General features: G+C 73.2%; 16 protein-coding genes. 13 read left to right on the top strand and 3 right to left on the bottom strand.

Annotated features, from left to right (window positions below; genetic code table 11):
• Positions 1 to 11 precede the first annotated feature (11 nt).
• The 10 genes from CCL05_RS10505 to CCL05_RS10460 all read left to right on the top strand — a co-directional run bounded on the left by CCL05_RS10505 (position 12) and on the right by CCL05_RS10460 (position 11,687).
• Positions 12 to 767 carry an amino acid ABC transporter permease gene (locus CCL05_RS10505; RefSeq protein WP_086560244.1) on the top strand — a complete coding sequence of 252 codons (756 nt, stop codon included), beginning with the start codon at positions 12 to 14 and terminating at the stop codon, positions 765 to 767.
• Positions 764 to 1,558: an amino acid ABC transporter ATP-binding protein gene (locus CCL05_RS10500; protein WP_086560243.1), complete on the top strand. Its 795-nt coding sequence runs from the start codon at positions 764 to 766 to the stop codon at positions 1,556 to 1,558. Before CCL05_RS10505 ends, CCL05_RS10500 begins: the two co-directional genes overlap by 4 nt.
• Positions 1,555 to 2,829, top strand: coding sequence for an NAD(P)/FAD-dependent oxidoreductase (locus CCL05_RS10495; RefSeq protein ID WP_244204235.1), 1,275 nt, complete (start codon positions 1,555 to 1,557; stop codon positions 2,827 to 2,829). Before CCL05_RS10500 ends, CCL05_RS10495 begins: the two co-directional genes overlap by 4 nt.
• 95 nt (positions 2,830 to 2,924) lie before the next feature.
• Positions 2,925 to 4,016, top strand: a complete 1,092-nt coding sequence (locus CCL05_RS10490; protein WP_244204234.1) for an SGNH/GDSL hydrolase family protein — start codon at positions 2,925 to 2,927, stop codon at positions 4,014 to 4,016.
• 76 nt (positions 4,017 to 4,092) lie between these two features.
• Positions 4,093 to 4,926 (top strand): M55 family metallopeptidase, encoded by an 834-nt coding sequence (locus CCL05_RS10485; RefSeq protein ID WP_086560241.1) that lies wholly within the window; start codon positions 4,093 to 4,095, stop codon positions 4,924 to 4,926.
• The gene (locus CCL05_RS10480; protein ID WP_086560240.1) at positions 4,919 to 6,232 is read left to right on the top strand and encodes a M20/M25/M40 family metallo-hydrolase; all 1,314 of its coding nucleotides are present in this window, start codon (positions 4,919 to 4,921) and stop codon (positions 6,230 to 6,232) included. The genes CCL05_RS10485 and CCL05_RS10480 overlap by 8 nt, the downstream gene beginning before the upstream one ends.
• A 4-nt stretch (positions 6,233 to 6,236) precedes the next feature.
• Positions 6,237 to 8,201: a prolyl oligopeptidase family serine peptidase gene (locus CCL05_RS10475; RefSeq protein WP_086560239.1), complete on the top strand. Its 1,965-nt coding sequence runs from the start codon at positions 6,237 to 6,239 to the stop codon at positions 8,199 to 8,201.
• Positions 8,198 to 9,130 (top strand): S66 peptidase family protein, encoded by a 933-nt coding sequence (locus CCL05_RS10470; RefSeq protein ID WP_086560238.1) that lies wholly within the window; start codon positions 8,198 to 8,200, stop codon positions 9,128 to 9,130. The genes CCL05_RS10475 and CCL05_RS10470 overlap by 4 nt, the downstream gene beginning before the upstream one ends.
• A gap of 115 nt (positions 9,131 to 9,245) precedes the next feature.
• Positions 9,246 to 11,078, top strand: a complete 1,833-nt coding sequence (locus tag CCL05_RS10465; RefSeq protein WP_425275905.1) for a CocE/NonD family hydrolase — start codon at positions 9,246 to 9,248, stop codon at positions 11,076 to 11,078.
• Between the two features lie 48 nt (positions 11,079 to 11,126).
• The gene (locus CCL05_RS10460; RefSeq protein ID WP_086560236.1) at positions 11,127 to 11,687 is read left to right on the top strand and encodes a GNAT family N-acetyltransferase; all 561 of its coding nucleotides are present in this window, start codon (positions 11,127 to 11,129) and stop codon (positions 11,685 to 11,687) included.
• A gap of 18 nt (positions 11,688 to 11,705) precedes the next feature.
• On the opposite strand, the gene CCL05_RS10455 is transcribed toward CCL05_RS10460, so the two are convergent.
• Positions 11,706 to 12,053 (bottom strand): VOC family protein, encoded by a 348-nt coding sequence (locus tag CCL05_RS10455; protein WP_086560235.1) that lies wholly within the window; start codon positions 12,051 to 12,053, stop codon positions 11,706 to 11,708.
• Between the two features lie 48 nt (positions 12,054 to 12,101).
• Here CCL05_RS10455 and CCL05_RS10450 point away from each other — a divergent pair, with 48 nt between their 5' ends.
• Both CCL05_RS10450 and CCL05_RS10445 read left to right on the top strand, forming a co-directional pair.
• Positions 12,102 to 12,602 (top strand): phage holin family protein, encoded by a 501-nt coding sequence (locus tag CCL05_RS10450; protein WP_086560234.1) that lies wholly within the window; start codon positions 12,102 to 12,104, stop codon positions 12,600 to 12,602.
• Between the two features lie 6 nt (positions 12,603 to 12,608).
• Complete coding sequence (locus CCL05_RS10445; RefSeq protein WP_086560233.1) at positions 12,609 to 13,643, top strand: SDR family oxidoreductase; 1,035 nt, start codon at positions 12,609 to 12,611, stop codon at positions 13,641 to 13,643.
• A gap of 36 nt (positions 13,644 to 13,679) precedes the next feature.
• Here CCL05_RS10445 and CCL05_RS10440 read toward each other — a convergent pair whose 3' ends face one another.
• Together CCL05_RS10440 and CCL05_RS10435 are read right to left on the bottom strand one after the other, a co-directional pair.
• Complete coding sequence (locus tag CCL05_RS10440; RefSeq protein ID WP_086560232.1) at positions 13,680 to 14,771, bottom strand: enolase C-terminal domain-like protein; 1,092 nt, start codon at positions 14,769 to 14,771, stop codon at positions 13,680 to 13,682.
• Positions 14,772 to 14,789: 18 nt separating this feature from the next.
• A complete protein-coding gene (locus CCL05_RS10435; RefSeq protein ID WP_086560231.1) occupies positions 14,790 to 15,752 on the bottom strand; it encodes an LLM class F420-dependent oxidoreductase in 963 nt (320 codons plus the stop codon).
• A gap of 163 nt (positions 15,753 to 15,915) precedes the next feature.
• On the opposite strand from CCL05_RS10435, the gene CCL05_RS10430 reads away from it, so the two are divergent.
• Positions 15,916 to 17,798: NAD(P)/FAD-dependent oxidoreductase (locus CCL05_RS10430; RefSeq protein WP_107400446.1), on the top strand; the 1,883-nt coding region annotated here is incomplete at its 3' end.

The raw sequence follows: 17,798 nt of genomic DNA, 5'->3' as shown, positions 1-17,798 counted from the left end.
AAGCAGCCGCCATGTCCGGTCTCTTCGAGGTCCCCTGGTCCGACTACCGGCCCGATCTCATCTCCGCGCTCGGGCGCACCGTGTCCTACACGGTCGTCAGCTTCTCGGGAGCGGTGTTCCTGGGCCTCGCCGTGGCGCTGCTCCGGCTCAGCAGGGCCTGGCCGGCGCGCGCCCTCGCCGCCGTCTACACCGAGGTGTTCAAGAATGTCCCGCTGCTCGCCATCATCTTCCTTACCTACTTCGGCCTCGCCTCGGCCGGGATCCGGCTGGACGTGTTCACGGCCGGCTGCCTCAGCCTGATCGTCTTCTACGCCGCCTATCTGTCCGAGATCTTCCGTGCCGCGATCAGCGGCGTGCACACCGGGCAGACCGAGGCCGGCGAGGCGCTGGGGATCGGCAGGACCGGTATCTTCGGCCACATCGTGCTCCCGCAGGCCCTCCGGCTGGCGCTGCCCGGCACCAACACCATGCTCGTCGACCTGCTCAAGTCCACCTCGCTGCTGGTCACCGTCTCCGCCGCCGAGCTGATGTCCGAGGGGCGGCTCATCACCTCGGCGACCTTCCGGGCCCTGGAGGTGTACCTGGTCATCGCGGCGATCTACTTCGCCCTGTGCTACCCGCTGTCCCAACTGCTGCTGCTCCTGGAGCGGAAGGTCCGGTCGGGAGTCCCCCTGTCGCCGTGGCGCCGGCGGCGCCTGCGGGCGGCCCGTGCCCTGCTCGCCGCCGAGCCGGCCGCCGCCGTTCCCGTGAAGGAGATGTCCGCATGACCGAGTCAGTGGCCGCGGCGACGCCCGCCGCCCCGGCCTCCTCCCAGGCCGTCATACGGATCGAGGGGCTGTGCAAGTCCTTCGACGGCCGGCTCGTCCTCGACCGGGTGAACCTGGAGGTCGGCCGGGGCAGCATCGTCAGCGTCATCGGGCAGAGCGGGGGCGGGAAGACGACCTTGATGCGCTGCGTGAACCTGCTGGAACGCCCGGACCAAGGCATGGTCGAGGTCGCCGGGGAGACCGTCCACCAGGGGGGCCGCATGGTCTGCCGCGACCTGCCCCGGCTGCGCCGCACGGTCGGCATGGTCTTCCAGCGGTTCCATCTGTTCCCGCACCTGACCGCCGTGGAGAACGTGGTGCTCGCGCAGCGCAAGGCGGGCGTGCCCGAGCCGCAGGCCCTGGAGCGGGCCGTGGCGCTGCTGCGGCGCGTCGGGGTGGCCCACCGCGCCCTCGCCCGGCCCGAGCAGCTCTCCGGCGGCGAACAGCAGCGCGTCGCCATCGCGCGGGCCCTCGCCCTCAGGCCCGAGGTGCTGCTCTTCGACGAGCCCACCTCCTCCCTGGACCCCGAGGCGACCCGCGAGGTGCTGAGCGTGATGCGCGAACTGGCCGCCGACGGGATGACGATGCTGCTCGTCACCCACGAACTGCCCTTCGCCCGGGAGGTGTCCGACCACGTCGTGTTCGTCGACGGCGGCCGGATCGTGGAGGAGGGCCGGCCCGAGGACGTCCTGGACGCCCCCGCCGAGGCCCGCACCAGGGAGTTCCTCGCGTCGTACGGGAACGCGTCGTGAGCGCCGTGGCGGGTCCCGTCGTCGTGGTGGGCGGCGGCGTGGTCGGGCTGTGCACGGCCTACTACCTGGCCGCCGCGGGGCTGCCGGTGGAGGTGGTCGAGCGGCGCCGGCTGGGGTCCGGGGCGTCGAGGGGCAACGCCGGCTGGGTCTGCCTCAGCCATTCGACGCCGGTGCCGGCCCCGGGCGTGGTGCGCTACGCCCTGCGCTCACTCGGCCGTCCCGACTCCCCGCTGTACCTGCGGCCGCTTCCGGACCCGGCGTTCGTGCGGTGGCTGTGGCGGTTCTGGCGCAGCAGCACCCCGGCCGTCTTCCGGCGCGGCTACTCGGCGATCGCCGAGCTGAACCGCGAGACCTTCGGCCTGTTCGACGGGCTGCGCGATTCCGGGGTGGACACGACGCTGACCCGGCCCGGGATGGTGCACGCCTTCCTGTCGCCGGCCGAGGCCCGGCACCACCTCGCGCTCCAGCGGGAGATGTCGCACGGGCACTACCCCGTGCCCGACGACGTCGTCACGGGCGCCGAGGCCCACCTGCTGGACGAGGCGCTGTCCCCGGCCGTGCGCGCGGCCTACCTCGTGGCGGGGGAGGGGGTGGTCGACCCGGAGGCGTTCGCGCGTGCCCTGGGCGAGGCGCTGGCCGCCGCGGGTGTGAAGATCCACGAGAACGCCGAGGTCACCGGGTTCCGGTCGGCGGGCGGCCGGGTCACCGCCCTGCGCACCGCCGACAGCGAACTGCCCTGCGCGGCGGTCGTCGTCGCCGCCGGCATGCGCTCGCCGGATCTGCTCGGGCTCCTGGGGCACCGTCTGCCGCTCCAGGCCGGCAAGGGCTACAGCTTCTCCGTGGACCTGGATCCGGCGCCCCGGCACACGCTGTACTTCGGCGAGCGCCGGGCCGTCGCCTCCCCGATCGGCGGCACCACGCGGATCGGCGGCACGATGGAGCTCAGCGGCAACAACAACCGCCTCGACTGGCGCCGTATCGTCGCGGTCGCCCTCGCGAGCCGGCACTATCTGGGCCGCTGGTTCGACGACCCGGACGACCTGGTCGGCCTGATCCGGGACCCCTGGGTCGGCGGGCGGCCGTTCCTCCCCGACGGGCTGCCGGTGATCGACCGCGTCCCGGGCCACGACAACGCCTTCGCGGCGACCGGCCACGGCATGCTCGGGGTCACCCTGGGCCCGGTCACCGGGCACCGGCTCGCCGAGTACGTCGTCACCGGGCGGCGGCCCGAGGCCCTCGTGCCCTTCGGTTTCGACCGGCTGCGGAGCTGAGCGCGACGCGGTCTGGTGAACGGGGTTTTTGTCGGTGTACGGTCATGCCGCCCGGTCCGTGCACCTGCCTCGTCCCCCGGAGGACAGTCATGCCGATGCCCTGGTTACGGATGCTGGTCGCGTCGACGGCCGCGCTGGTGCTGGCCGGCCCGCCCGCGGTCGCCACCGCCGCCCCGCCGGACAAGGACGGCGTGCGCGCGAGCGTGCACACCGCCGGGCGGGTCAAGGACGCCGGGGACGTGCTCCAGTACAGCTGGCCCGGCGTGTACTTCGAGGGCCGCTTCCGCGGCACCGGCGTGGGCGTCGTGCTCGACGACCCGGCCGCCGACTACGACGTCCAGATCGACGGAGCCACCGTCGCGACGCTCGTCACGCCGGGCCGGACCACCCACTGGATCAACGGCCTGCGCGACGGGGTGCACACCGTCCGGCTCGTCAAGCGCAACGACACCCCCTGGAGCACCAGCTCGTTCGGCGGCTTCGTCGCCGCGCCCGGCGGCGCCGTCCTCACCCGGCCGGCCGCGCGCAGCCGCCAGATCGAGTTCGTCGGCGACTCCCTCACGGTGGGCTACGGCAACCTCTCGACCTCCCGCGACTGCACCGGCGAGCAGGTCGCGCGCACCACGAACACCGACGTCAGCTACGGCGCCCTCACCGCCCGGCGGCTGCGCGCCGACTACCAGATCAACGCGTACTCGGGCCTGGGGATGGTCCGCAACTACAACGGCGGCACGCCGGAGGTGAACTACCGCACCTTCTACGACCGCGCGCTGCTGAACGTGCCCGGCGACGTCTGGCACAACCCGGGCACCTGGCGGCCGCAGTTGGTGGTGGTCCACCTCGGCACCAACGACTTCTCGACCCCCGTGGGCCCGGGCGAGCCCTGGACCGAGGAGAGCCTCGCCGCCGCCTACCGGAGCGCCTACAGCGGCTTCCTCCAGAAGCTGCGCACGCGCTACGGGCCCGGGACGACCATCCTGGCCGTCGGCGCCGGCCCGTTCGCCGGACACGTCCAGCAGGTGGTCGAGGAACGCACGGGCGCGGGCGACCGCCGGGTCCGCTACTGGCGCCTGGACGACACCGGCCTGGACTACACGGGCTGCCACTGGCACTACTCGGCCCATGACGACCGCCTGATCGCCGACCGGCTCACCTCGTTCATCACCGACCTGCCCATACGGTGGTGACATGTCGTAGCCGGTTCCGCCCGCAGCGCGTAACGTGACGAACCATGAAGATCTCCATCCGGGGGGACGGCTCGTCATGAGAATCCTCATCAGCGCCGACATGGAGGGCGCCACCGGCGTCACCTGGCCCGATGACGTGCTGCCGGGTGCCTCGCAGTGGGAACGCTGCCGCTCGCTCTTCACCTCCGACGTCAACGCCGCCGTCCTCGGCTTCTACGACGGCGGCGCCGACGAGGTGATCGTCAACGAGGCGCACTGGACCATGCGCAATCTGCTGCTGGAGCAGCTGGACGAGCGGGCCCAGCTGCTCACCGGGCGGCACAAGGCGCTGTCCATGGTGGAGGGTGTGCAGCACGGCGACGTGGACGGCATCGCGTTCGTCGGCTACCACGCGGGCGCCGGCATGGAGGGCGTCCTCGCGCACACCTACCTCGCGAACCAGATCACCGGCGTGTGGCTGAACGACGTCCCCGCGAGCGAGGGGCTGCTCAACGCCCGGGTCGTCGCCGAGTTCGGGGTGCCGGTGGTGCTGGTCACCGGGGACGACGTCGCCTGCGAGGACGCGCTCGGGTACGCGCCCGAGGCGCTGAAGGTCGCCGTGAAGGACCACGTCTCGCGGTACGCGGCCGTGTGCCGTACGCCCGCCAGGACCGCTGCCGACATCCGGGCGGCGGCCAAGGAGGCGGCTTCACTGGCGGTGCGTCACGAACCCGTGCACGGCGGGCCGTTCACCGTCGCCGTCGAGTTCGACGCCGAGCACCTGGCCATGGCCGCCACCGTCGTGCCGGGTGTGGAGAGGATCGGGCAGCGGAAGGTGGCGTACACGAGCGAGACCATGTACGAGGGCATCCGGGCCTTCAAGGCGGTCACCACGATCGTCTCGGCCGCGGTGGAGGAGCAGTATGGCTGAGCAGGCGGACGGGCAGGCGCTGGAGGAGGTCGTGACGTTCACGTCCGACCTGATCCGGATCGACACCACCAACCGGGGCGGGGGCGACTGCCAGGAGCGGCCCGCCGCCGAGTACGCCGCCGCTCGGCTCGCCGAGGCCGGAATCGAGCCGACGCTCCTGGAGCGCACCCAGGGCCGCACCAACGTCGTCGCCCGCGTCGAGGGCACCGACCCCTCGGCCGACGCGCTGCTGCTCCACGGCCATCTGGACGTCGTACCCGCCGAGGCCGCCGACTGGAGCGTGCACCCGTTCTCCGGGGAGATCCGCGACGGGGTCGTCTGGGGACGCGGCGCCGTCGACATGAAGAACATGGACGCGATGATCCTCGCCGTGCTCCGCGGCTGGGCACGCCAGGGCGTCCGCCCCCGGCGGGACATCGTCGTCGCGTTCACCGCCGACGAGGAGGCCAGCGCCGAGGACGGCTCCGGGTTCCTCGCCGACGAACACGCCGCGCTGTTCGAGGGCTGCACCGAGGGCATCAGCGAGTCGGGGGCCTTCACCTTCCACGACGGCGCCGGACGGCAGATCTACCCCCTCTCGGCCGGTGAGCGGGGCACCGCCTGGCTGAAGCTCACCGCACGCGGCCGGGCCGGACACGGCTCCAAGGTGAACAAGGACAACGCGGTCACCCGCCTCGCCGCCGCGATCACCCGGATCGGCGAGCACGAGTGGCCGCTGCGGCTGACCCCGACCGTGCGCGCCGCGCTCACCGAACTCGCCGCGCTGTACGGCATCGAGCCCGACCTGACCGACGTGGACCGGCTGCTCGACAAGCTCGGACCGGCCGCCCGGCTGGTCGAGTCGACCCTCCGCAACAGCGCCAATCCGACCATGCTGGACGCCGGTTACAAGATCAACGTGATTCCCGGGGAGGCCGTGGCGCATGTGGACGGCCGGTATCTGCCCGGCGGTGAGGACGAGTTCCGCGACACCCTCGACCTGCTCACCGGGCCGGACGTGGACTGGGAGTTCCACCACCACGAGGTGGCCCTCCAGGCGCCGGTGGACTCGGCGACGTTCGCCCGGATGCGCGCCGCCGTCGAGGAGTTCGCCCCGGAGGGGCACGTGGTGCCGTACTGCATGTCCGGCGGCACGGACGCCAAACAGTTCTCCCGCCTCGGCATCACCGGCTACGGCTTCACACCGCTGAAGCTGCCGGAGGGCTACGACTACAACGCCATGTTCCACGGCGTCGACGAGAAGGTGCCCGTCGAGGCACTGCACTTCGGCGTCCGCGTGCTCGACCGGTTCCTGCGCACGGCCTAGGGGGGTGGGGGAGACGGTGCGGACGCTGCCGTACGGGGCGTGGCCCTCGCCCATCGACGCGGCCCTGGCCGCCGCGCACGACGGGCACCCCGAGTACGTGGAGTTCGTCGGCGACGAGGTGTGGTGGACCGAGCCGCGCCCCGCCGAGGGCGGAAGGCGCACCCTGGTGCGGCGGCTCGCCGGGGGCACGGAGGAGTCGCTGCTGCCCGCGCCGTGGAACGTGCGCAGCCGGGTCATCGAGTACGGCGGACATCCCTGGGCCGCCCTCCCGGGGGAGAACGGCCCGCTGGTGGTCTTCGTGCACTTCGCCGACCAGCGGCTGTACCGGTACGAGCCCGGCGGCGAGCCGCGTCCGCTCACGCCCCTGTCCGACGTGGGCGCGGGCCTGCGCTGGGCCGAGCCGCGACTGCGGCCCGAGCGGGGCGAGGTGTGGTGCGTACTGGAGGAGTTCACCGGGCCCGGGCCCGCCGATGTGCGCCGCGTCCTGGCCGCCGTACCGCTGGACGGCTCCGCCGCCGATGACCGGGACGCCGTACGCGAACTCACCGACGACCGGCACCGCTTCGTCACCGGGCCGAAGCTGTCGCCCGACGGGCGGCGGGCGGCCTGGCTGGCCTGGGACCATCCGCGCATGCCCTGGGACGGCACCGAACTGCTCCTCGCCGACGTCGGCCCCGACGGCACCCTGCGCGGTGCCCGGACCGTCGCCGGCGGGCCCGGCGAGTCCATCGCGCAGGCCGACTTCACCCACGACGGCCGCCTGCTGTACGCGAGCGACCGCAGCGGCTGGTGGAACCTCCACCTCGACGGGGAGCCGCTGTGCGGGCGGGAGGAGGAGTTCGGCGGGGCCCTGTGGACGCTGGGCATGCGATGGTTCGCGCCGCTCGACAGCGGCCTGATCGCCGTCGTGCACGGCCGGGGCGCCACCGCCCTCGGGATCCTGGACCCGGAGACCGGCGAGGTCGTCGACGCGGCCGGGCCCTGGACCGAGTTCGCGCCCACCCTGGCGGCCCACGGTGAGCAGGTCGTCGCCGTCGGGGCCAGCCCGCGCAGCGCCTACGAGGTCGTCGAGCTGGACACTCGCACCGGCCACGCCCGCGTCATCGGCGCCGAGCACGACGACGCAGTCGACCCCGCGTACTACCCCGAGCCGCAGATCCGCACCTTCACCGGGCCCGACGGACGCGACATCCACGCCCACATCTACCCGCCGCACCACCCCGGCTGCGTCGCCCCCGGTGACGAGCTGCCGCCGTACGTCGTCTGGGCGCACGGCGGGCCCACCGCCCGCGCTCCGCTCGTGCTCGACCTGGAGATCGCCTACTTCACCTCGCGCGGCATCGGCGTCGCCGAGGTCGACTACGGCGGCTCCACCGGATACGGCCGGGCGTACCGCGAGAGGCTGCGCGAGCAGTGGGGCGTGGTCGACGTCGAGGACTGCGCCGCCGTCGCCCTGGCCCTCGCCGACGAGGGCACCGCCGACCGCGACCGGCTCGCCGTCCGGGGCGGCAGCGCGGGCGGCTGGACCGCGGCCGCCTCGCTCACCACGACCGACGTGTACGCCTGCGGCACGATCAAGTACCCCATCCTCGACCTCACCGGCTGGGGCACGGGTGAGACCCACGACTTCGAGTCGCGGTACCTGGAGAGCCTGATCGGGCCGCTCGCCGACGTACCCGCGCGCTACACGGAGCGCTCGCCCGCCACCCACGCCGACCGCCTGAACGTGCCGTTCCTGCTGCTCCAGGGCCTGGACGACGTGATCTGCCCGCCCGTCCAGTGCGAGCGGTTCCTGGCCGAGCTGGGGGACCGGCCGGTGCCGCACGCCTACCTCGCCTTCGAGGGGGAGGGGCACGGGTTCCGGCGGGCGGAGACCATGGTGCGCGCCCTGGAGGCCGAACTCTCCCTGTACGCCCAGGTGTTCGGACTGAACCCGCCCGGCGTCCCGACCCTGGAGCTCAAGAAGTGAGACCTCTGTTGCGACCGCCCCGACTCGCCCCCGGCGCCCGCGTGGCCGTCGTCGCGCCCAGCGGGCCCGTGCCCGAGGAGCGGCTCCAGGCCGGGCTCGACGTCCTGCGCGGCTGGGACCTCGACCCCGTGGTGGCACCGCACGTGCTCGGCCGTCACAGGGAGTTCGACTACCTTGCCGCCACGGATGCCCAGCGGGCCGCCGACCTCCAGAACGCCTGGTGCGACCCGGCCGTCGCCGCCGTGCTGTGCGCCCGGGGCGGATACGGGGCGCAGCGCATGCTGGACCTGCTCGACTGGGAGGCGATGCGAGCGGCGGGCCCGAAGGTGTTCGCCGGGTTCAGCGACATCACCGTCCTGCACCAGGCGTTCGCCACCCGCCTGGGACTGGTCACCCTGTACGGCCCGGCGGCGGCCGGCGTCGACTTCCTCAAGCACGGCCGCGCGCAGGAGCATCTGCGGGCCACCCTCTTCGACCCCGAGTCCGTGCGGACCGTCACCGCCGTGTCCCCGGGCGGCACCGCGCTGGTGCCCGGACGGGCCCGGGGCGTCACCCTGGGCGGCTGCCTCAGCCTGCTCGCGAGCGACCTCGGCACCCCGCACGCCCTCCCCGGCGCCCGGGGCGGGCTGCTGCTCATCGAGGACGTGGGCGAGAGCCCGTACCGCGTCGACCGGTATCTGACCCAACTCCTGCGCACCGGCTGGCTGGACGGGGTCGCCGGGCTCGTGCTCGGCTCCTGGGCGGCGTGCGGCCCGTACGAGGAGCTGCGCGCGGTGCTCGCCGACCGGCTCGGCGGCCTCGGCGTCCCGGTCGTGGAGGAGTTCGGGTTCGGGCACGGTGAGGGCGCGCTGACGATGCCGCTCGGCGTCCCGGCCGAACTGGACGCCACCGCAGGCACATTGACGTTCGACGCGCCGGCCCTGAGCTGAGCGTTCCGCTGCTGAAACCCTGTCAAGAAACCCCCGTTTCGGTGATTGACGCCCCTTGACACGTGTCACACCATGACTACCGACCAGTACCTACTGGTCGGTATCCGGGTTGTCCATGTTGTTGCCGTTGTCGTCGTTGCCGTCACCCCTCACCGTGGAGGTCCGTGTGTCCCGACGCGTGCCCAGATCCCGCGCACCCCTCGCTCTCGCTCTGGGCGCCGCGCTGGCCGCCCCCCTCGTCCTCACCCCACCGGCCTTCGCGGCCGACCCCTACAGCGTCACCCCGCTGAAGTTCACCGTCCAGGCCGGCGGCCGCTCCTGCACCGTCGACGCCGACCTGTACCGCCCCGCGGGCGTGGACCGGGACCACCCGGCGCCCGCCGTGCTCGGCACGAACGGCTTCGGCGGCAGCAAGTCCGACGGCTCGACGGACGCCATCGGCAAGGCCTTCGCCCGGCGGGGCTACGTCTCCCTCGTCTACTCCGGGCTCGGCTTCGGCCGCAGCGGCTGCCTCGTCTCCCTCGACGACCCGGACATCGACGGCGCCGCCGCCTCACGGCTCGTCGACTTCCTGGGCGGCAAACGCGCCGCCGACGACGGCACCACCGCCGACTTCGTCACCCTCGACGCCCCCGGCGACCCGAGCGTCGGCATGATCGGCGGCTCCTACGGCGGCGCCGTCCAGCTCGCCACGGCCTCCGTCGACCACCGCCTCGACGCGCTCGTCCCCATGATCACCTGGCACGACCTCGCCTACGCGCTGGACCCCAACAACGCCGTCGGCAGCGCCGGCGTCCCCGGCGTCTTCAAATGGCAGTGGACCAACGGCTTCTACCTCATCGGCGAAGGCCAGCCGCTGCTCCAGCCCAGCCTCGACCCCTCCCGCGTCAATTCCCTGGCCTGCCTGCACTTCGTCACCCAGGCCTGCCGGACCATCCACACCCTCAACTCCGGCAGCTACCCCGCCGACCGGACCGCCGAGCTGCTCGCCTTCGCCCGCCGCGTCTCCCCGGTGTCGTACCTGCACCGCGTCAAGGCGCCCACCCTGCTGGTCCAAGGGCAGGCCGACACCCTCTTCAACCTCAACGAGGCCACGGCGACCTACCGGACGCTCCGGGCCCAGGGCACCCCCGTGAAGATGATCTGGCAGTCCTGGGGCCACAGCGCCGGCCTCACCGGCCCGGCCACCGGAGAACTCGACCTGTCCCGGGGCAACCTGGACACCAGCTACGTCGGCCGGCGCATCCTCGCCTGGTTCGACCGCCACCTGCGAAAGCAGACGCACGTCGACACGGGACCGGCCTTCGCCTACTACCGCGACTGGGTGACCGACCCGCACCGCACCTACGCCACCGCCGACCGCCTCCCCAGGCTCAACCGCACGCTGTACCTCTCCGGGGACGGCAAGCTCGTCGACAACCGCAACAAGGTGGCCCGCGGCACTCGTGGTTACACCAACCGGCTGATCCCCACGAGCCATTCGGAGAGCTCACTGGCCGGACTCATCGGGCTGCAGGACCCACCCCCGCACGACACGAAGGGCACCTACCTCGACTGGACCAGCAAGCCGCTGGAACGCCCCCTCGACGTCGTCGGCGCGCCCCGGGCCACACTCAGGGTGCACTCCCCGAAGGCCGAGCGCACGCAGCACTCCGGCGACGCGGCCGACAAGCTCGTCCTCTTCGCCAAGATCTACGACGTCGCCCCCGACGGCACCCGCACCCTCGTGCGCCGTCTGGTCGCACCGGTCCGGGTACCGGACGTGACGAAGAGCTTCACCGTCACCCTCCCCGGGGTCGTGCACCGGTACGAGACCGGGCACCGGCTGCGGTTCGTGATCGCGGCGAGCGACGACGCCTACTTCGGCAACCGGGGGATCAAGCCGGTGACCGTGGTCAGCGGACCCCGCGAGCCCGGCGTGCTCCACCTGCCGGTCGCCGGGTCCTGAGGCCGCCGGGTTCTGAAGGGACACCGCCGGCGCGGTTACTGTGGCGGGGTGCCGCACAACGCATCCCGCTACCTCGCCGAAGGCCCCCGGGTGGGCATACGCCCCTTCACCCACGCGGACGGTGCCGAGTTCACCGCCCGCGCCCGTCAGAGCAAGGACCTGCACCAACCCTGGCTCTTCCCGCCCGACAGCGTACCGGCGTACCGCGCGTACGCGGCCCGGCTGATCGAGGACCCGTCGAAGGCAGGCTTCCTGGTCTGCGAGAAGGGCGACGGGTCCATCGCCGGGTTCATCAACATCAACAACATCGTCGAGGGCGGCTTCCAGTCCGGGGCGCTGGGCTACGGCGCCTTCGCGCACGCCGCCGGGCGGGGGCTGATGCGCGAAGGGCTGGACCTCGTGGTGCGGTACGCGTTCGGGCGGATGCGGCTGCACCGGCTGGAGATCAACGTCCAGCCCGCGAACGCCGCGTCGATCGCCCTGGCCCGCGGCAGCGGATTCCGCCTGGAGGGCTTCTCGCCGAACATGCTCTTCGTCGACGGAGCCTGGCGCGACCACCAGCGCTGGGCGATCACCGCCGAGATGATCCAGGAGCCGGGGCGGCGTTGAACCGGGCCCCGGCCGGGATCACGCCTGGCGGTCCACGTACTCGTAGACCGACCCGTCCGGATGCAGGGCGATCAGGTTGCGGCCCGCCGGTGAGGCGATGGGGCCCGCGACGATGTGGGCGCCCAGCTCGGTCAGCACCTTGTGCGTCTCCTCGACGTCCGTCACGGCGATCGTCGCGGCCACCTTGCGCAGCAGCTCCAGTTCGGCCGGGGGAGCGCTCATCAGCAGGAAGCAGCCGATCGCCGCCACCTGGACACCGCCCCGTTCGAAGCGCTGGGCTCTGCCGCCCGCCAGCCGCTCGTAGAAGGGAATCGCGGTCTCGAGGTCGTCGACGCAGACGCGCAGTGTGGCACCCAGAATCTCCATGACGACGAGCCTAGTTACGCACCAGGGGGCGAGGGTACCCGGCCGGGTATGAAGCCGCTGGATCACCTGGAGCATCTGGACAAGCATCTGGTCGACGAGCTGGCACAGGTGGCGCGCGAGACCGTCCGGGACGAACTGCGGGAGCAGACGCGCAGGCAGCGCCGCAAGGCGATGCTGTACGCCGCGTCCGGCGCCCTCGCCCTGTACGCGGGCGCGGCCCTCGCGCTCGCCGTGGGACTGGCCCTCGCCCTCGGCCTGCCCGACTGGGCCGCCGCGCTGATCACCGCCGTGATCCTGGGCGCCCTGGCATACGTGTTGCGCGGCATGGCCCGCCCGTCCGCGTCCCGCCCGGGCCCGGCGCACGCGGCCGGGATGACGCCGGGACACGAGAGCACCGGCCCGGGCGCCGGGATGCCCGGCGGTGTGCCGCCCGTGCCGCCGGCCCCGCCCGCCGCCGGCCCCGTCGCCGGCGCCGCCGGCGGGCCCGCCCCGGGCGTGGTGCCCCCGCGGCCGGCGGACGACCCCGATGTGCCTCCCCGTAGGGCGTGATACGACATGCGCACGACACAGACCCCGAACGGCCGCGTCGTCGTGGTGACCGGAGCCAGCGGCGGCGTGGGACGGGCCACGGCCCGCGCCTTCGCCGCCGGAGGCGACCGGGTCGCCCTGCTGGCCCGGGGCACGGAAGGGCTCGCCGCCGCGGCCGACGACGTGCGGCGCGCCGGAGGTGAGGCCCTCGTCATCAGCGCCGACGTCTCCGACGCCAAGGCCGTCGACGACGCCGCCCAGCAGGTCGTCGACACCTTCGGCCCCATCGACGTCTGGGTCAACAACGCCTTCACCGGGGTCTTCGCCCCGTTCACGGAGATCGGCCCCGACGAGTTCCGCCGCGTGACCGAAGTGACCTATCTGGGCTATGTGTTCGGCACCCGGGCGGCCCTGCGCCACATGCTGCCGCGCGACCGCGGCACGATCGTGCAGGTCGGCTCCGCACTGGCCTACCGGGGCATCCCGCTCCAGTCGGCGTACTGCGGGGCCAAGCACGCGATCCAGGGGTTCAACGAGTCCCTGCGCTGCGAACTGCTCCACGAGCGCAGTGGGGTGCGGACGACGATGGTGCAGATGCCCGGCCTCAACACCCCGCAGTTCGACTGGGTGCTGAACCGCATGCGGGGCCGGGCCCGGCCGGTCGCGCCCGTGTACCAGCCGGAGGTCGCGGCCCGGGCGATCGTGTACGCGGCCTCGCACGCCGGGCGCCGGGAGTACTGGGTGGGCGCCTCCACGGCCGCCACGCTCCTCGCCAACGCCGTCGCCCCCGGGCTGCTCGACCGCTATCTGGCGCGCACGGGCTTCGCGTCACAGCAGGACGAGGACCGGCACGACGGGCCGGCCAACCTGTGGGCCCCGGCGGACGGGCGGCAGGGCCACGACTTCGGCGCGCACGGGCGGTTCGACGACGAGGCCGTGCACGACAGCCCGCAGCAGTGGGTCTCGCGGAACCGGCGGCGGATGGGCGCCGCCCTGACCGTGGGGGCGGCGGGTGTCCTGGCCGCCCGCAAGCTGACGGGGCACGCCGGCCGGGGCCGGTAGGCACCCCGGGGGCACACCTCAGTCGGCCTACCGGCTTCAGGCGACCCGGTACTCCGCGACCTCCTGCGTCCGCAGGGTGAGTCCGTGACCCACGCCCTGGGTCGGGCGGACCGTGCCGCCCGTGGGGTCCAGGGCGCCGTCGAAGAACATGTCCTCGATGCGGACGTGGTCGTGGAACCACTCGATGTGCCGGAAGTTGGGGAGCGAGGCGGCTGCCGCCGCGTGGACGTGCGGGGCGCAGTGCGCGGAGACCTCCAGGCCGTGGGCGTGGGCCAGGGCGGCCGCGCGCAGGAACTCGGTCAGTCCGCCGCAGCGGGTCGCGTCGATCTGGAGGCAGTCGACCGCACCGGCCGTGATCATCCGGGCGAAGTAGGGCAGGTCGAAGCCGTACTCCCCGGCCGTCACGTCGCACACCACCGCGTCCCGGACCAGCCTCAGGCCCGTCAGGTCGTCCGAGGACACCGGCTCCTCGAACCAGCCCACGCCGTGCTCGGCGAGGGCGTGTCCGACGCGCACCGCCTGCTTGCGGGTGTAGGCGCCGTTGGCGTCGACGTACAACTCCGCGTCCGGGCCGATGACCTGGCGTGCCGCCCGGACACGGTGCAGGTCGCGGGCCACCTCGCGGCCCCACCCCTCACCGATCTTGATCTTCACGCGCGGGATGTGCTGCCCGTGCACCCAGCCGTTCAGCTGCGCGGCCAGATGCGTGTCGTGGTACGTCGTGAAGCCCCCGCTGCCGTACACCGGCACCTGCTCGCGCCGCACCCCCAGCAGCCGGGCCAGGGGGAGTTCCAGCAGCCGGGCCTTGAGGTCCCACAGGGCGATGTCCAGGGCCGAGATCGCGCACGACGCGATGCCCGGGCGGCCCGCGTTGCGCACCGACCGGCACATCGCGTCGTGCACCGCGGGGATGTCCAGGGCGCTCCTGCCCTCGACCAGCGGGGCGAGTTCGGCGCAGAGGAAGTCACCGACCGCCGCCGGGCCGTACGTCCAGCCCGTGCCGGTCGCGTCGCCCGCCGACACCTCGCAGATCACCACGGTCGTCGAGTCCCAGGCCAGCGTGCCGTCCGCCTCGGGAGCGTCGGTCGGCACCGTGTACACGGACACGGCGGGACGGTGGAGTTCCATCGGATCGCCCCGCCTGCCTCAGACGGCCTGCTGGAGCTGCGGCAGCACCTTCGTGCGATAGAAGTCGAAGAAGCCGCGCAGGTCCGGGCCGATCTGGTTGACGTAGACCCGGTCGAAGCCCGCGTCGGCGAACTGCTTCAGCTCGGCCACGTGCTCGTCCACGTCGTCGCCGCACACCCGGTTCTCCCGCACCATGTCCTCGGTGACCAGCTGCTGCGCCTGCTCGAAGTGCTTCGGGGAAGGCAGCACCTGGCCCAGCTCGCCGGGCAGCTGCTCGTTCGCCCAGAGCCGGTGGACGGTCCGCACGGCTTCGTCCTTGTCGGTGTCGTAGCAGACCTTGGTGCCGCCGCTGACGAGCTTTCCGCCGCCCCCGCCCTTGCGGTACTGCTCCACCATCGCCTCGTCCGGCTCGATGGTGATGTAGCCGTCGCCGACGCGGGAGGCGAGCTGGGTGGCCGCCGGGCCGAAGCCGGAGATGTCGATCGGGATCGGCTCGTCCGGGACCGTGTACAGGCGGGCGTTCTCCACCGTGTAGTGCGGGCCGTGGTGATTGACCTCCTCGCCGGTGAACAGCCGGCGCATCACCTGGATGGCCTCCTCCAGCATGTCCAGCCGGACGTGCGCCGGCGGCCAGTGATCACCCAGGATGTGCTCGTTGAGCGCCTCGCCGGAGCCGACACCCAGCCGGAAGCGGTTCTCCGTCATCACCGCGCTGGTCGCCGCCGCCTGCGCCACCACCGCCGGGTGCATCCGCACGGTCGGGCAGGTCACCGCCGTCTCGACCGGCAGGGACACCGCCTCCGACAGCGCGCCGATCACCGACCACACGAACGGGCTCTGGCCCTGCTCGTCGTTCCACGGGTGGTAGTGGTCCGAGATCCACAGCGCCTGGAATCCGGCCTGCTCGGCCATCCGCGCCTGCTCGATCAGCTCGGCGGGTCCGTACTGCTCGCACGAGAGGAAATAACCGTACTCGGGCATGGGGGAGTGCCTCCGCGACATCGGCGGTCCGTATCCCGCACCGGGTACCCGGGCGCGGGACCGGAAACCGGCGGCGTCCGACCCCGGCGGACGTTTGGGTGCCCTGGCCAGGGGGACGCGGAAGGCTCCCGAGCCACGCGACAGCGCCGGAGGCGAGCGAACCGTGAGTCGACCCCGCATCGTGATCGTCGGTGCCGGTTTCGCCGGGTACCGCACGGCCCGCACCCTGTCCCGGGAGACCCGGGGCCGGGCGCACATCACCCTGCTGAACCCGACCGACTACTTCCTGTATCTGCCCCTGCTTCCCCAGGTCGCCGCCGGTGTCCTGGAACCGCGCCGGGTCACGGTCTCCCTCTCGGACACGCTGCCGGACGTACGGCTGGTGCTGGGCGAGGCCGACCGGGTCGACCTCGACGGACGGACCCTGCACTACACCGGGCCCGAGGGCGACGAAGGCACGCTCGCCTACGACCGGCTGGTGCTCGCCGCCGGCAGCGTCAACAAGCTGCTGCCGATCCCCGGTGTCGCCGAGCACGCGCACGGCTTCCGGGGGCTGCCGGAGGCGCTGTACCTGCGCGACCACGTGACCCGGCAGGTGGAGCTGGCAGCCGCCGACGACGATCCGAAGACGTGCGCCGCCCGGTGCACCTTCGTCGTGGTCGGCGCCGGATACACCGGTACGGAGGTCGCCGCGCACGGGCAGATGTTCACCGACGCGCAGGTCCGCAAGCACCCGCTGCGGCAGGGCATACGACCGCGCTGGATGCTGCTGGACGTGGCGCCGCGGGTGCTGCCCGAGATGGACGAGAGGCTCTCCGCCACCGCCGACCGGGTGCTGCGGCAGCGGGGCGTGGACGTGCGGATGGGCACCTCCGTGAAGGAGGCCACGCACGAGGGCGTCGTGCTGACCGACGGCGAGTTCGTCGAGAGCCGGACGCTGGTGTGGTGCGTGGGCGTACGGCCCGACCCGCTGGTCGAGTCCCTCGGGCTGCCGTTGGAGAAGGGGCGGCTGCTCGTCGACCCGCACCTCCAGGTGCCGGGCCGGCCCGAGCTGTTCGCCTGCGGCGACGTGGCCGCGGTGCCGGATCTGGAGAAGCCGGGGAGCTACACGACGATGACCGCGCAGCACGCCTGGCGGCACGGCAAGGTCGCGGCTCAGAACGTCGCGGCCTCGCTCGGCCTGGGCGGCTCGCGCAAGCCCTACCGCCATCGCGACCTGGGCTTCGTCGTCGACCTGGGCGGTGCGAAGGCCGCCGCCAATCCGCTCGGCGTGCCCCTGTCCGGGGTGCCGGCCGGTGCGGTGGCGCGGGGCTACCACCTCGCCGCGATGCCCGGCAACCGCGTCCGGGTCGCCGCCGACTGGCTGCTGGACGCGGCGCTTCCGCGCCAGGCCGTGCAGTTGGGGCTCGTCCGGTCCTGGTCCGTGCCGCTGGACACGTCCTCGCCGGAGCTGGCCCGGGTGCCGGGCGGGCCGGAGCAGCGGCAGGAGGCGAGCGCCCGGTCGGGGCCGGGGGCGGCGATCGAGGCCGACACGCACGACGGGGGGACCGGCGCCGGCTCCTTGCAGGGCGGTGCCGGAGACGAACCCGCGAAGGGGCACCCCGGATCCGGGCCCGCGCAGCGCCGCTCGGAGGAGCAACTGGCCAAGGGCCGCCCCAGCACCGAACCGACCAGGAACTGGCCGGCCGACGAGCCGGCGAAGGGACCGCTCGGGGGCGGGTCAGGGAAGGGGCAGCTGGGTGGCGAGCCGTCGGAAGTGCGGCAGCGCGGCGCATCCGCCGGCAACCAGCCCGGCGGTGAGCCAGCCATGGGCCAGGCCGCGGGTGAGCCCGTGAAGGGGCAGCCGCGGGGTGAGCCGTCCGGGAACTGGCCGGCGGACGAGCCTGCGAAGGGACCGCTCGGGGGCGAGCCGACGAAGGGGCAGCGGGGTGGTGAGCCTGCCGGGAGCCAGTCTGGTGGTGAGCCTGCCAAGAGCCAGCCCGGCGGTGAGCCTGCCAAGGCCCAGCCCGGCGGTGAGCCCGCCAAGAGCCAGCCCGGCGGTGAGCC

Source organism: Streptomyces africanus, assembly GCF_002150735.1.
In the GTDB taxonomy this organism is placed as follows: Bacteria; Actinomycetota; Actinomycetes; order Streptomycetales; family Streptomycetaceae; genus Streptomyces; species Streptomyces africanus.
This window is presented reverse-complemented; position numbering and strand designations above follow the sequence as displayed.

Excerpts from the sequence above, each read along its gene's own strand:
- CCL05_RS10480 (WP_086560240.1), top strand. The coding sequence starts at position 4,919 with ATGGCTGAGCAGGCGGACGGGCAGGCGCTGGAGGAGGTCGTGACGTTC.
- CCL05_RS10450 (WP_086560234.1), top strand. The coding sequence starts at position 12,102 with ATGAAGCCGCTGGATCACCTGGAGCATCTGGACAAGCATCTGGTCGAC.
- CCL05_RS10485 (WP_086560241.1), top strand. The coding sequence starts at position 4,093 with ATGAGAATCCTCATCAGCGCCGACATGGAGGGCGCCACCGGCGTCACC.
- CCL05_RS10445 (WP_086560233.1), top strand. The coding sequence starts at position 12,609 with ATGCGCACGACACAGACCCCGAACGGCCGCGTCGTCGTGGTGACCGGA.
- CCL05_RS10505 (WP_086560244.1), top strand. The coding sequence starts at position 12 with ATGTCCGGTCTCTTCGAGGTCCCCTGGTCCGACTACCGGCCCGATCTC.
- CCL05_RS10440 (WP_086560232.1), bottom strand. The coding sequence starts at position 14,771 with ATGGAACTCCACCGTCCCGCCGTGTCCGTGTACACGGTGCCGACCGAC.
- CCL05_RS10455 (WP_086560235.1), bottom strand. The coding sequence starts at position 12,053 with ATGGAGATTCTGGGTGCCACACTGCGCGTCTGCGTCGACGACCTCGAG.
- CCL05_RS10435 (WP_086560231.1), bottom strand. The coding sequence starts at position 15,752 with ATGCCCGAGTACGGTTATTTCCTCTCGTGCGAGCAGTACGGACCCGCC.
- CCL05_RS10490 (WP_244204234.1), top strand. The coding sequence starts at position 2,925 with ATGCCCTGGTTACGGATGCTGGTCGCGTCGACGGCCGCGCTGGTGCTG.
- CCL05_RS10465 (WP_425275905.1), top strand. The coding sequence starts at position 9,246 with ATGTTGTTGCCGTTGTCGTCGTTGCCGTCACCCCTCACCGTGGAGGTC.
- CCL05_RS10500 (WP_086560243.1), top strand. The coding sequence starts at position 764 with ATGACCGAGTCAGTGGCCGCGGCGACGCCCGCCGCCCCGGCCTCCTCC.